The organism is Candidatus Neomarinimicrobiota bacterium (assembly GCA_016784545.1).
Classification (GTDB): Bacteria; Fidelibacterota; UBA8477; order UBA8477; family JABMPR01; genus JABMPR01.
On record JADHUM010000077.1, the window covers coordinates 1 to 13,887 of the forward strand.

Annotated in this window: 15 protein-coding genes; 1 reads left to right on the forward strand and 14 read right to left on the reverse strand. The window is 44.1% G+C overall.

Features of this window, described 5'->3' with window-relative positions:
* From ISR87_14370 to ISR87_14435, 14 genes are all read right to left on the reverse strand, one after another.
* Window positions 1-276: type II toxin-antitoxin system PemK/MazF family toxin (locus tag ISR87_14370; GenBank protein ID MBL7026624.1), on the reverse strand; the 276-nt coding region annotated here is incomplete at its 3' end.
* On the reverse strand, window positions 261-503 hold the full coding sequence (locus ISR87_14375) for a CopG family transcriptional regulator (protein MBL7026625.1): 243 nt from the start codon (window positions 501-503) through the stop codon (window positions 261-263). The genes ISR87_14370 and ISR87_14375, both read right to left, overlap by 16 nt.
* A 495-nt stretch (window positions 504-998) precedes the next feature.
* Window positions 999-1,298, reverse strand: a complete 300-nt coding sequence (locus ISR87_14380) for a HigA family addiction module antidote protein (protein ID MBL7026626.1) — start codon at window positions 1,296-1,298, stop codon at window positions 999-1,001.
* A gap of 11 nt (window positions 1,299-1,309) precedes the next feature.
* Window positions 1,310-1,603 carry a type II toxin-antitoxin system RelE/ParE family toxin gene (locus ISR87_14385; protein ID MBL7026627.1) on the reverse strand — a complete coding sequence of 98 codons (294 nt, stop codon included), beginning with the start codon at window positions 1,601-1,603 and terminating at the stop codon, window positions 1,310-1,312.
* Window positions 1,604-1,664: 61 nt separating this feature from the next.
* Window positions 1,665-3,698 carry a T9SS type A sorting domain-containing protein gene (locus ISR87_14390; protein MBL7026628.1) on the reverse strand — a complete coding sequence of 678 codons (2,034 nt, stop codon included), beginning with the start codon at window positions 3,696-3,698 and terminating at the stop codon, window positions 1,665-1,667.
* A 327-nt stretch (window positions 3,699-4,025) separates the two neighbouring features.
* A complete protein-coding gene (gene tnpA / locus ISR87_14395) occupies window positions 4,026-4,469 on the reverse strand; it encodes an IS200/IS605 family transposase (protein MBL7026629.1) in 444 nt (147 codons plus the stop codon).
* Between the two features lie 146 nt (window positions 4,470-4,615).
* Entirely contained in the window at window positions 4,616-5,881 is a 1,266-nt protein-coding gene (locus tag ISR87_14400; protein ID MBL7026630.1) for a T9SS type A sorting domain-containing protein, read from the reverse strand.
* A 961-nt stretch (window positions 5,882-6,842) separates the two neighbouring features.
* Entirely contained in the window at window positions 6,843-7,184 is a 342-nt protein-coding gene (locus tag ISR87_14405; protein ID MBL7026631.1) for a hypothetical protein, read from the reverse strand.
* A gap of 63 nt (window positions 7,185-7,247) precedes the next feature.
* Window positions 7,248-8,303, reverse strand: a complete 1,056-nt coding sequence (locus tag ISR87_14410) for a hypothetical protein (GenBank protein MBL7026632.1) — start codon at window positions 8,301-8,303, stop codon at window positions 7,248-7,250.
* Window positions 8,304-8,317: 14 nt separating this feature from the next.
* Window positions 8,318-9,862, reverse strand: coding sequence for a phosphonate ABC transporter, permease protein PhnE (phnE, locus tag ISR87_14415; GenBank protein MBL7026633.1), 1,545 nt, complete (start codon window positions 9,860-9,862; stop codon window positions 8,318-8,320).
* The gene (gene phnC / locus ISR87_14420; protein ID MBL7026634.1) at window positions 9,859-10,662 is read right to left on the reverse strand and encodes a phosphonate ABC transporter ATP-binding protein; all 804 of its coding nucleotides are present in this window, start codon (window positions 10,660-10,662) and stop codon (window positions 9,859-9,861) included. Before phnC ends, phnE begins: the two co-directional genes overlap by 4 nt.
* Before the next feature lie 6 nt (window positions 10,663-10,668).
* Entirely contained in the window at window positions 10,669-11,541 is an 873-nt protein-coding gene (gene phnD / locus ISR87_14425; protein MBL7026635.1) for a phosphate/phosphite/phosphonate ABC transporter substrate-binding protein, read from the reverse strand.
* 16 nt (window positions 11,542-11,557) lie between these two features.
* Entirely contained in the window at window positions 11,558-11,971 is a 414-nt protein-coding gene (locus ISR87_14430) for an adenylyltransferase/cytidyltransferase family protein (protein ID MBL7026636.1), read from the reverse strand.
* A 3-nt stretch (window positions 11,972-11,974) separates the two neighbouring features.
* Window positions 11,975-12,883: a phosphocholine cytidylyltransferase family protein gene (locus ISR87_14435; GenBank protein ID MBL7026637.1), complete on the reverse strand. Its 909-nt coding sequence runs from the start codon at window positions 12,881-12,883 to the stop codon at window positions 11,975-11,977.
* Window positions 12,884-13,145: 262 nt separating this feature from the next.
* On the opposite strand from ISR87_14435, the gene ISR87_14440 reads away from it, so the two are divergent.
* On the forward strand, window positions 13,146-13,442 hold the full coding sequence (locus tag ISR87_14440) for a GIY-YIG nuclease family protein (GenBank protein MBL7026638.1): 297 nt from the start codon (window positions 13,146-13,148) through the stop codon (window positions 13,440-13,442).
* Window positions 13,443-13,887 lie beyond the last annotated feature (445 nt).

The window sequence follows — 13,887 nt, forward strand, 5'->3', positions numbered from 1 at the left end:
CCCCAGTTTTTTCCCAATTCGTTTGGTAGAGAGTGTTCTGATTTGACTTATTTTTACCCATGACTGCTTTGGAAGCTCTGATGACTCAAGCTCAAGCGTAAGTGGAAAACCTGCAGATGGAGCTTGGCTGGTTAAAGCAACCCCAATCACAGTACCAGATCTTTGATTAAAAACATTTTCACTAAGGATCAGAACTGGATGTCTTCCAGCTTGTTCGTGGCCAATAGTTGGCTGCAGATTAGCCCATCGAACTTCACCTCTTAGTATTCTGGCCAAGATTCCAACTCCTCATTCAATCCTTCGTCTGCTAATGATTGCTCTAATTCTGGATCAAGTTTAGAGCATTCTGCGGCTAGTCGAGTTGCGTGAATTTTCTTCAGTTTTTCTGCAACTGCGGTCTGAATAGCTCTGCTGCGACTGGGAAATTTCTTTTCGGCAACCAGTTTGTCTAATTCATCAACAAGGGTTGAGTCCATCGTTATAGCAATTTTTGTCGCACCCATATTTCACCTCCAGTATGATTATATGTCATACCAACACAAAAAACAAGAATTCCTTTTGTGAGTCTATGAGGGATTTTCAATTAGAGTTTGTGAGTTTCTGAGTTTCTGAGTTTTTGAGTTATATGGGTTTGAGGGGTTATTCCAAACAGTCCTAGTGGCACCCCTATTGGAAGTGAGAATTGTCAACTTTGACGTGAAGTGTCAACTGGGATATCAACCACAGTCTCACACGAGGGGTGAGAGGGGTGCTACGCAGGGGGTCGGCGAGGTATCACCGTCATGCTAACACCCGAATTAAATCGGGTGTTATGGAAAAGTGGAGAGCACGCTGGTCTGGTAATTCTGGAATATCTTGAGAATTCTCACATGTGACCAACAAGAGGACAATCAATAAAAAATACGTGTTCTTTTTCATTCATCACCCTCTCTTTTGAGAATATGGCAGATAATACACTATACAGGGTTAGACAAGCCATTGCAGCCGAGGTCTATCATTCAGGAATGGCTATGAATTCGGTTTAAATCTTCCGCTTCTTTCGTCTTTGCCCAGTATAGATCCCATCGTTGTTGGAGATTCATCCAGAAATCAGGAGTATTTCCAAAAAATCTTGAAAAACGTAAGGCAGTACTTGGAGTTATGCCTCTTTTACCATTTACAAGCTCGTTGATTCTCTGGAATGGAACGTGTATCGCTACAGAAAGATGTTTTTGGGATATACCCATGGGTTTCAAGAATTCTTCAAGAAGCATTTCTCCTGGATGCGTTGGCATCCTATTTGTTGGAATTCTGACCATTCTGTTCTCCTTTAGTGGTAATCTGCTACCTCTACATCAATTGGACCTAATTCAGTCCAGCTAAAACAAATCCGATACTGCTCGTTGATTCGAATACTGTATTGACCTTCTCTGTCACCCCGCAACGCTTCAAATCTGTTCCCAGGAGGAATCCGCAATTCCGGAAGTTGCACTACAGAATCCAACTGGTCAAGTTTTCGCACAGCAACCCTATTCAATTTTGCTGGACACCTTTTGCGGGCAACTTTGGAGTCAACACCATTAAATATATCTTCAGTCGCTTTGTCTGCGAATGAGCGTATCATGTGTTAGTATAGCACGGATATCATGCTATTCCAAAAACTATCTGGATTTGTCTAACCTGGATTATCTGAGCAGGGTCATCCTCTGAATCTGCACCACAGATTCTGCACTGAGGCGAACCAAATATACGCCTGAGGAAACAGCATTGCCATGAGCATCATTCCCATTCCACATAAACTCGTGATTGCCCATCTCGTGGTAACCCGAGCTCAGTGTATTTATGAGAATGCCCTGAATATCATATATCGCCAGGGATAGATTTTCGGCTGGATTCTCCAGGGTGAAAGACAGATTCACATCTGGATTGAAGGGATTGGGAAAGGCTTTATTAAGTTTGACTTCAGAAGGCTTCAGATCGGCTCCTGTATCTTTCACAATCACATCTATTTCAGCATGTCGAGTGATACTGCCACGATAGTCCACATCTGAGAGGCGATAGCTATAGGTTTTACCAACTTTTACCTGCTTGTCAATGAAGAAGTAATTGTTTTGAGATGTGGTTGAACCCTGACCCTGGAGTTCAGGATTTTTGGAAAAAGATGCAATCTCCAGCCATGTATTCTGACTTTTGTCTCCTGTCTCCTGATTTCTCTCAATAATAAACCCCTGATTTTCAATCTCTGAATCAGTGGTCCAGAAAAGCTTCACCACACCCTTGGATGAGGTCGCTTTCCAAACGGAGAGTTCCACAGGCAGACTGCCATCATGGCTGCCCGGGATGAGGCTATACAAGGCCAGATTGGCTTTTTTGATGGTCATATTCCCGGTGGAGCCCACATCTTTTCTGATTTTCAATTGGATGGTAGAGGTCGTGGAAGAAATATTCACCAATACGGATCCGGTTACGGTTCCAAGATAATTAGCACTGCGAATTTTCCGTTGAGACGTGGATCCAAGTTTTTGAGCGCCACCTACAAATACAGCAATAGAGTAGCGATCGTCAAGAACGGGACTTGAAAATGACAGGGAGTAATCCAGACGATACATCCCAGCTGCATCACTACCGGCAGTTGGAGTTAAGGTGTTACTGGCAAAGCCCCATTCATTGAGAGTCCCAGAGGTAAATGTTCCTACGGTGTACCAGGTGCTCATGGCTCCGATGGCCAGGGTTTGATCGGTATTGATATACATGCTGGCAACTGAAGGAGCCGTGGTTCCACTTATCTTATACAATTGTACCTGGGCATAGCGAGTGGTCATCTGTTTGCCCGAATTGGCGGTTTTCACTTCCACGCTGATTTTGTCACCTACTGTGATACTCACGATTCCACAGGCACTGGTGTGCTGTCGATCGGTTGCATTGGCTTTGACAATGGATTTCATGGTGGTTGGATTCAAGGATGTCCCATTTTTCACCAGTCCGTGGGTATAGGTGGCAGGAGAGCCCACTGCCCCAATACCAGTAAATGTACTGGAATAGGTGACCAGATAGGTGCCTGCGGCGGATGCGCCTGCGACCAATTCATTGGAGCTCACTGTCCACCCGCTTAGATCACTCAAGGCAGTAAAGCCAGAAAGCTTGGTAAAACTGGTGCCAGGTGTTTGAACCTGATCAGAACTGATTTGCATGCCCCCATAATATGAGCTGGAAGCTTCTGTGACTTCTACCAGGGTAATCTGGGCTTCGATGGGTTTGAAAGTGCCGGCGTTTGCTGGTTTGACCATTAGTCGAATGGTTTGGCCATCGCTAACAGTGACCAGCCCCGATCCACTGATGGTCCCTGTATCCTTGGTTGAGGATACGACAGTGCGCTGACTCTGAATTGTGCTTGGGTTGGCACCATTGACGGATATACCAGCCAGCCAATTGTTGGTGGCCACGCCAGAATAGCTAAGCGAGTATCTCACCAGGTAGGTACCCGCGGCTCCAGTGCCGGCAGTTAAAGCATTGCTTGAGAGGGTCCAGTTATTCAGTGAACCTGTCACGAAGTCGGCTTGAGAACCGCTACCGACGAGGGTCCAGGATGTGGTGGGAACGGAGCTGGTAGATCCAGATCCACCGGCGATATAGACAAAGGCGTAATCCTGACCAAAACTCACGAGTGGAAAAGTTAGAACCATCATTAGCAGCCATTTTTTTGTCAAGAAAGACTTCATATTTATCCCCTTTAAGAGTTTGAAATTTATAGTGGTTAGAAATCTAACTGTTTAGCTACCCACTCCAAGGTAATACGGGCCTAACCGATTAATAATGAACGTAACCTCATTGCGTGGGACGACCATCATTAGGTGGAATGTGAGGGGAATCGGCTTTTGAAGTGCAGCTCCGTATTGCACAGATGTGGAAAAGAGAGCTTATCTGAGGAGGGTCAGCCTGATGAATGCGGGTTATCGAGTCTGGCTGACCAACTCACCATGTCTCACACTAACACTCGAATTAATTCGGGTGTTAGTGGAACTGATCAAACTCTACAGCTCACCGTTTTAACGGTTAGCTGCATCTACTTTGTACTTGAACTTAAAGTCACTGAATTCCTCAGTGAATGACCTTTGGCGATGATGCTCCTCTTGGTTATGGATATACCAGATGACCCTTTGAGCGTGGGATTGGCTTACTGAAAAGGCACCATAACCTCTCCCCCAGCTAAATTTGCGCTTCTGCGAATCTTGTTGATTGAGCCAGCGGGAAGATGCACCTTTGAGCAATTTTACAGTGCTGGCAATAGATTGAGTTGGGTCCATATTAATAAACAAATGAACATGGTCGGGGTTCACATACAGTTTTATTAGCCGCATTGAATGAGCATCAGCATAAGTATGTATATAATCGTTCAATTCAATCCTTAGGGATCGAGGGGTGAGCCGCTCCCTCTTATGGGTTGACCATACGATATGAGTTAGCAAGCGGGTTTTGGAGTGGATGGACATGTTTTGATCCTTTCATGGGGGTAATGGGGTTTGCAATTGTGTTGTCACCCGAATGAATTCGGGTGGTAGGGATAGGTGGTGGGCGTTTGATATCGTGCCTGGGGTTGCACCCGAATGAATTCGGGTGGTGGGGATCAATTCAGGGGTTACTGAATAATGGTGATTGCTTTTGATTGTGATGTTTGCGGACCTGATATTTTCACGATATAGGTTCCTGACGATACAGGTATATTGTCTGAGCTAGTTCCATTCCATCTAACATTGAGAATGCTGGTTGCAGGTGTCCCAGAGTATAGATTTTTCACTACCTCTCCCCTCAGGTTCAGAATATCAATACAGAGAGGTCCTCCTTCATTTCCAGCTCCAACTACAAGATTAATCTCTGAATTGCATGGATTTGGATAGTAGCCTAGACTGTAGGTATGCTTCCTCCTGTCGTCTACCACTGCCACACTAATTACTAAATGCCCAGCAATATTCCCCCGATAATCAACGTCTGAGAGACGATAGGAATATGATTCGCCCACTTTCACCTGCTTATCTATGAAGGAGTATTCGTTCTGTGCAGAGGTGGACCCTTGTCCCAGTAGGTCAGGATTTGTGACAAAAGATGAAATCTCCGCCCATAAATTCTGACTCCTGTCTCCTGAATTATGCCTTCTCTCAATAATAAATCCCTGATTCTCAAATTCTGAATCTGTTGTCCAGTTCAACCTCACTTCACCATCTATAGCCTTGGCCCACCAACGGGATAATTCAACGGGCAGGGATTGATCCACCCAGTTTGAGTTATCGCCCCCATTGGCCTGCCCCGGGGTAGCTGAACTTGAGCTGGCTTCAGTCCATTGGGAGTCATCCACGATACCACCCAGCGTATTTCCGGTATAATATTTCACCTCGCCCGTACCAGGCGCGCTGACGGTTGCAGCAAGGTGGGTCACAGCCATATCATGGATGATAACATCACTGGCATCTTTTAGCGCTGGGGCATCATCACCGTCTGAGTTAGCAAAGGCTCCATAAGTGCCGCCCCAGGGACCTGTATCGATCAAGAAACTGGCATTATTCACCCCCAGCAGTACTGATTTGTCACTAAAAGTTGTATCCTCACCCCCAGCTGCAGTAATGGTTCCATCCACGTCACCACTGTTGAAAATGACAAGGATAGTACCCCTGGCAATATTGCTCAAATTCGAATGGTTGGAAAATTCGGCAATGGGATGCCAGATTCCATCGTCATTATCTCCCAGTTCCCAGCCTCGCAAATCCACACCCTCATCCACAATTAAAAGCTCCACCCACTCCTTGCCACCATCAGAGCCCTGGGACATCTCATTAATAATCACACTCTGAGCTTGTGCTGGATGATTCATCCAGTGCATGGCCAACAGAACGATAAGAAATCGTTGCATAGTGATTCCTCCAAAATTGATTCATTGAATTATCTGATGAATATCAGATCGTGTATAACCGATTGTTAGGGGGTGGTTGGCTGCCTATAGGGCTGTGGGTAAAATCGAATATTTATTGTGGCTTGGCAAGTGATTTATTTAACATAATGTTAATTTTTTGGTATACTTTGCTTCTGAGGATGCTTGGTGACATCTGGTGCAAATCTTTGAATTCAATTCAAGAATTTATCAATTTATTATGTTTATATGATATTCCATTCACATATCATTATGTTTTACTCATATAACACAGCTTTTTCATGTAAGTAGCAATATAGATATTGTCTATTGCACTAGACACTTTTGGAGATATTGTGCTCACTGGACTTTACAATATTCAAAAGCGCAACCTCCCCGTTTGGCGGGGTGCCAATATGACTAATCCTCTGGGATGCTTCCAGCCTCCGTCCGCCTGATGGCGTGATTAACGCCTGACAGGCGGCGGGCAGGCCTGTTATCGTGGCTAGCGTGTATTGCCAGAAAGGGATCAATTGCCCCGCCTTTTAAGGCGGGGGTCAAGTAAGATTTAAGACTATGGGCTTTAGCCCAAACCTGACAATCGCTGAAAGAAAGTGTGGACTAAAGTCCAATTCTCTAGCGTCTCCTGCCCCCCGGCCTGAAGGCCGGGGTAATTTCTGGATATAGAAAGCGCCCCGGTTAACCGAGGCGCTTATTTTATTCCAGGCTTAACACCCTTCGACCAGCCTACCCCTTCGATACGCCCTTCGGGCTACTCAGGGTCCGGCCTGGCAGGCGACGGGCAGATCCACCGACATGACTTGGATGTTCAGGCTTCCTGGATAGATCGAAACCAATTTAGTCGTCGTTGCACTCCTCCGGAAATTGGTTGAGGTTATCATGCACTCCTGCAAATTGATGTTCGCTTGCGCTCCAGCTTACTTCGTTTCGCGGTTCCGTTTTTTTATGATCCTGAGAAACTCACCTTATCAAATACCATGGTGGGGGTTCTGAAGGAGGAATGAATCCAGGGATCATTTCCAACCTCAATGAGATTCAAAAGTAGATCATTGTAATTACCCGAGACGTTCATCTCGGTAATGGACTTCACCCGCTTGCCATTCTCGATCAACCAGCCCGCTACACCAAGTGAGAAATCACCAGTGGTACCGTTGGCATTGCCACCCAGCCAATCTGTGACCAGAATAGTTCGATCCAGCTGCTTCCCGTTCACCCAGACAACCTGATCCTCAAAAAGGTCAAAGCAATAACCCTTGTAAATATTTTTCCTCTTTAAAAGTTTCATTGCTTTGACCCCTCTATAATGAATGAACCCTGGCGATCTAGAATTCAAATAGTTCTAAAACGATTAATGCATGTAGGCTTGCCAGACAAGATGGATGACCATTGGATCCAGAGGCTCATTGTCTGCTTCAGCGGTTTTGAATGTGGCCACCAATTTAAAAAGGGAGTCCTTCCAATGATCTGGATCAGGGGAATAAGTCGCTGCCAGGACGATATTGCCCATGGCATCTTTATCTACATCAACATTTTTATCCCAGACCTGATAGCCAGCACCCAATTCTATTTTCTCGGATAACAGGTAGAAGCCGCCCAAACCCCAACCCAGGGAAACCTCATCTTCTGCATTTGCATGGTTTACAACCCTGGCAAAATCAACCTTTGATCTAAACTTACCACTACTGTAATCAGATGGCTTAAAATAGAAATATCCAGTGGCAGACGATACGTTGATACGGTCTTCATTGGGTAAACCATAGTGTACACCAACATTCATAGCTGATCCGATCTTAGTTGAAATGGCAAAATCCAGCTGCGGTATGGCGCCAGTATCTTTGTTAGAACCACTGGATTTAGTTCCATATGGTTTCAGGTTTAAATTTGAATCGCCGTTGTTGGCCATCACTTGATAGCTGAAACGATTAAATTTACCCATAACAGCCATTCCAAATGTCCGGTAATCAGAGCGTCCTACAGCTGATGCCCAATTTCGTCCAACAATTGAACGTTCGGCAAAGTCAATTGCAGTATGGGATGTATTGCCACCAGCTTGACTACCAGCTCCAACAAAACGACCCATGCGCATGGTCAAATTATCTGAAAATTTATAGTCAATTTGAGCATCCAACACATAGGATGCAACCGCATCATACTGCACGAAAGCAGTGACCTGACCTTTAGTCATTTTACCACGAAGACGAGCCCTGCGGATACCGTTCCCAAACTGGGTTGTTGTTTCGTCCAATTCCTTTCCCGAAGAATCTGCATTCAGGACATAATGATCATAGGTTGTGTAACTGGCCCAGGCTTGGATCGTGAACTGGAAATTTGCCTGAGCAAACAGCCCTGTGCTTGTGAATAGAAATATCGCTAATACTGATATTTTATGTGAGAATCGTTTCATTATTTTTCCTTACGTTATTTAACTGCGTGTCTGGCTTTGGATGAGATTGCATCCAATAAAAAGATGGTGACAAAGATGATAATTATGATGGCTGAGACTTCGCGATACTCAAACATTCTGAATGAGGAGATTAGACGGTAACCAATACCCCCAGCACCGACAATTCCTAGAATGGTTGCCATACGTATGTTACGATCAAAAATGTATAGCGAATACCCTACAAAATTCGGCAATATTTGTGGTATGATAGCAAAGGTGATCCTTTGCATTTGGCTGGCACCAGCTGCCTCTATGGCCTCAATAGGACCACTCCGAACATGTTCGATCTCCTCAGCGTAGAACTTGGATAAAAAGCCCATGGTATGCAGGCCAAGAGCCAGAATACCGGGTAAGGCGCCAAATCCAACCGAAATGACCAGAATCATGGCCAGAATAAACTCTGGAACAGCTCTGAAGAAGGTGGTTATCAAGCGAGCAGGATAATAAATCCATTTGCTGGGAGTGATATTTTTAGCCGATACCAAGCCGATGGGGATTGAAAGGATTGTTGCTAGAATGGTTCCCAAAAAACCTATCTCAATGGTCTCAAACATAGAGATCAGGAGTGCGCCTAAGTCCGAAAAATCCGGGGGCAACATGCGTCCAATAATATCTGCGAAATAGCTGAAACTTGCAAATATGGTTGCTGGGTTGACTTTCAAATGGATTGATACACCCACCGTACTGATCACCAGACTGGCTATAAACGCAATGGTTGTAAAGCTTACTGCTGGCTTCAGGTATGAACTAAGAAAACTCTGTCTAGCATCCTCTGGCGTGTGATAGCTATCAATGTTTTCACCATAGCCATCTACGGGTCCTGTTTTGTGAGCATTGAGTATGGCCTCTTGAATTTTCTTTTTCAGGGATTCTTCCATACCTGAAACGGCAACAATAGGTGCACCTGGAATGGGATCTGAATGATAAATGATTTTGATATCTTTTTTCTTCAGGCTGCCATCCCGGAACATCTTGTCCAAATTGATCTGACTTATAACTGCCAGATCCCCTTTTCCTGCCAAAAGCTCACTCACTGCTGATTCTTGTGAACCGGCATAGATAACTTCTGAAAAATTGCCATGGATTTCAGGATTCATGTCAAATTGAGCCAGGGTATGGCGTGGCATAATATCACCACTGCTGGATCCATGCTCAGTGAGGATGAGACGATGTCCCTTTAAATCAGCAATCTCGGAATAAGTTGACCCTGCTTTCACCAAAAATACAGATCGATATACAGATACATTGTTGCCTGCAGTAAAAGCCACAGCCAGGGGTTGCAGGGGTACATCATGGGAAGCTTCAATAAACGCGGACTGTCCTAACCAACCCAATTGAGCCTGTCCATTTTTTAATCTATCAATGGCATCATCATAGCTTGATGCTTCAATAAAGTTAAGTTTAAAGCCTGTGGAGGCTTCAACGCTGGACAGAAGTGGACGGAAGTGCTTTTCCATATGTCCTTTGATAGCAGGAACTGCCACCATGGTCATTTCTTGGTTATTTTTAGAAGCCTTCATGAGCGTTGATTCCAATTGATACTTTCAAGATCGTGGGAATTTTCAGTCGTAGGACCAAAAAACAGACCGTGATTTTTAGTTGAATAAATGGTTTTCAGCTTTTCAACATCCAAGACAGATGATTTCTCATTGAGTATTATTTCACCATCTGCTATGCCAATGATCCGATCAGAAAATTGAAGAGCCAGATCGACTTGGTGGAGGGTGCAGAGCACTGTCAAATTCTTTTCTGCACATAAATCTTTTAGCAGTTTCAAGATTTCTTGAGATGTGCGTGGATCCACACTGGCAACGGGTTCATCTGCCAGCAATACCCGTGGTTCCTGCATGAGTGCCCGGGCAATGCCAACCCGCTGTTGCTGACCGCCACTCAACTCATCGGCACGCTTATAAGCCTGATCCAGAAGACCAACCCTATCCAGTAAATCCAATGCCTTTAAACGATAGGATTTGGGGAATAAGTATAAGTTAGACCACCATTTACGATGGGTTCCCAGACTTCCAGCCAGTACGTTGATGAGTACCGATAGATTTCCAACCAGGTTGAACTGCTGAAAAATCATACCGATATCACTGCGGATTTCTCTCTGGTTGGCATCGGTGATCTCTGTTCCGTTTACCAGGACTTTCCCGGCACTGGGCCGCACCAGGCGATTCACAGTTCTAAGCAAGGTTGTCTTGCCTGCTCCACTGGGTCCCAGGATCACTGAGAACTCTTTTTCAGGTGCTGTAATGCTGACATCATGCACTGCTGCTGTACCATCTGGAAAGGTTTTCGATATATTTACAAATTCTACCATAAAGGCTTACTTAACCGTTTTAGCGATTTCACGGGTAATATTATAATCAGCGTCTTCAACACTCTCGTAATGGTCCATTTCCCCACCATATCCACCGATGGTGCCAAATTTATGAGCTTCCAATACGGCCTTCTTTATTTTCTGCTTCACTTCTGCGGTCAAGGTGTTTTTATAGGCCAGCGGAGCTCCCATAATGGGTGGTGAAGAATGGATAATTGTGAAATCTTCTGCTTTGATGGTCCCATCTTTTATACGGGCATCCCAATTAACAGAACTAACCCCGCCAACCTCAGCAGTCCCAAACAGTACAGCCATAATTGCTGCATCGTGACTTCCAGCATATTGGACAATTGAAAAATTATCTAGGTTCTTTGTGTCCATATCGATTTGTAACAATTCATAACGAGGAATTAAGTCACCACTGGTTGAACCCACATGGTTTAGCACCAATTTTGTGCCCAGCAATTGCTCTTTGGTAAAAGCAGTAATTGGGCTTCCTTTTTTAACAATAAAATGCGTCTTGTAAGATGCTGATTCCTTGCCCTTGGGAACTCCCACTGCAAATGCTTCAGCACCGGCTAAATCAGCAGCCTGGATATAGGTTTTTGCTCCAAACCAGGCCAGATCTGCGCGACCGGCACGCATGGCTTCTACGGCTGCGTTATAATCCGTCACATTGATGCTTTCAATGGTAAAGCCAGTATTCTTCTCAATGATGGCAAGCAGGGAGGAGAAGTCATTCTCATCACCTTTTTCACTGGCTGGTACAAACACCATTCTCAAGACATTTGAGCTATCCTCTTTCGATCCACTACATCCTGTAAACATGAAACCGCTAACCAGAGCAAGAATCGATATAAGTATTATTGTTTTTTTCATAATTTGGAGTCTCTCTTTACTTGTTGTTAATTGTTTTTTTTATGTTGGTTGATGACTGAGCGGGATAATACGGGATAACAATTACTCTACCCCCGATACTCTCCATGTAGTCTCTACATTTATTAATGTCGGCTTCATCATGACTACTACTTTCCATCAAAATATCAGGCCGGATAGCCTTTACATTATCCAGGGGGGAATAGCTTGACTGGGCTACGACCCCATCGACATACTTAATAGAGCTGGCCAGGTCCATTCTTTCTTCAAATGATAATATGGGTCTTGGCTTTTTTTCCATAACCGCTTCATCAGTGAGGATTCCAACAATTAATTTTCCATCTTCACCGGCCATAGCTTTTGAATTTTTCATCATGTGCAGATGACCCTTATGCACAATGTCTAGTACGTAGTATGAATAAACGATTTTCATGTCTCACCCTTTGTCAAGTTCTTCAATAAGTTTCCAGGAATTTCTATAATCTTCAAAAGTATCAACATCAATCCATGAGCGCCATATCTCCAGAGCATTGATATTTTCATTCCGCTCTATTAATTCTTGAACAAAGTCAAGAATTGATGCCTTGCTTAGGGAACTGGAATTATGAAATTTTTGCTCAGGATTTTTGAGGTAGATATTTTTGTAAACACTGTCTAAGATTTTAAGGCTGCTGAGGGACAATTTTGCCAGACCAATAAATTCAGATGACAAATTGGAATCTGCCATCCCAATACCTACAACCTTAGTGGTCTCATCCCCTTCTGCAAGCGTGGTTAGCTCAGGTTTCAGAGCATGACCTTCCTTGCTATCCTGGTAACGTTTTTTCCACCCTCTATCCACCACCAGGGTAGTATCCTCTTTTGATTCTACCAATCGGGCTAATATCTCTGATTCAAATAGAATGTCACCGTATAAGACAATTGTTGAAGTGTCCAGATAATCTTTGGCTAAAAGGAGGGAGACCAGACTGCCTGAGTTTTCATACGAATCGTTATCAATGTATACCAGGTCAGGATAATTAATCTTGTGTTTTTTGTAACCACGGACAACAGCGATATCGTGGATGCCAACACTTCTTAACAGTTGGATTTGACGTTCCAGGATGGTTTTGCCCTTGATGTCCAGTAAGGTTTTGGGAATCTCTTCAGTAAGTGGAAAAAGGCTCTTGTCCTCCCCCGCTGCCAAAATGACAGCTTTAAAGGACTTCCCACTGAGGCTCTGCTGCGCCTCACGTATCTCTTGATCTAACTTTGTTCTCACCCAATCTGAGAAATTCAAATTTTTGGACTTGAGCCATTCCTCATGGGTGGTGTCGATTTTGATGGTTTTGGCTACTTTAGTCATAATATAATAGTGTGCGTATGTACGTACGCACTATACTAATGTTTATTCAGCCATAGTCAAAAGAAAATTTGTAAAAGATTTTGGTCAATTTAGCACTCAAATTTAAAACCGTCATCCTGAGGTGGTGGCTGAGTTTGTCGATGTCCTCTAGAAGGAGATGGTTTGGATTTAGCTGACTGAATACTCCCTCTGTCGACTGGTGTTGCTTGGTCACCATATCTCAGATATCTTAGGATAACCCACATCAAAACATGGAATAATTATGAAAACAGGCTCTGTTTACGTCTTGCTGTGTTCTGACGAGACACTTTACACAGGTGTTACAAGTGATCTAGATGAAAGATTATACCAGCACCACGAAGGTCTTTTCCCAGGCTATACACATTCACGGCGACCCCTGACACTACTTTGGAGTTCTGAAGAAATGGATATTCAGGATGCTATTGTTCTTGAAAAACAGCTTAAGGGCTGGAGCAAGGCAAAGAAACTGGCATTTATTCAGGGTGATATTGCCGCGCTAATAAAATTGTCAGTGGCTTATCGCGATAAAGGAAAGTAGGGGACGCTCTGTCTTTACCCTTCGAGAGCCTCAGGGAGACAGAGCTGGATTGCACTTCAATCACCATTTTGGCTTGGCAGGCAGAGTGACGAGTTTATTGTGACACCTCAGGGATACACAACTTGATGCACATCGATGATCTTTACTCTACTAACTATGAATTAGCAGATGACCCCTCCACGTCTGTGTTAAAAAACGCCCTGTCCTCCAATAGTCTGGAAAACAGGGCGCATTTATGATCAGTAAAATCAGTGATTCAAACCATTCGCGCTATTCGCGAAATTAGCGGTTTCGTGTTTTTACGATCCTGAGAAACTCACCTTATCAAATACCATCGTAGGCGTTCTAAAGGAGGAATGGATCCAGGGATCATTTCCAACCTCAATGAGATTCATAAGCAGGTCATTATAATTACCTGAGATATTCATCTCTGTAATAGACTTGG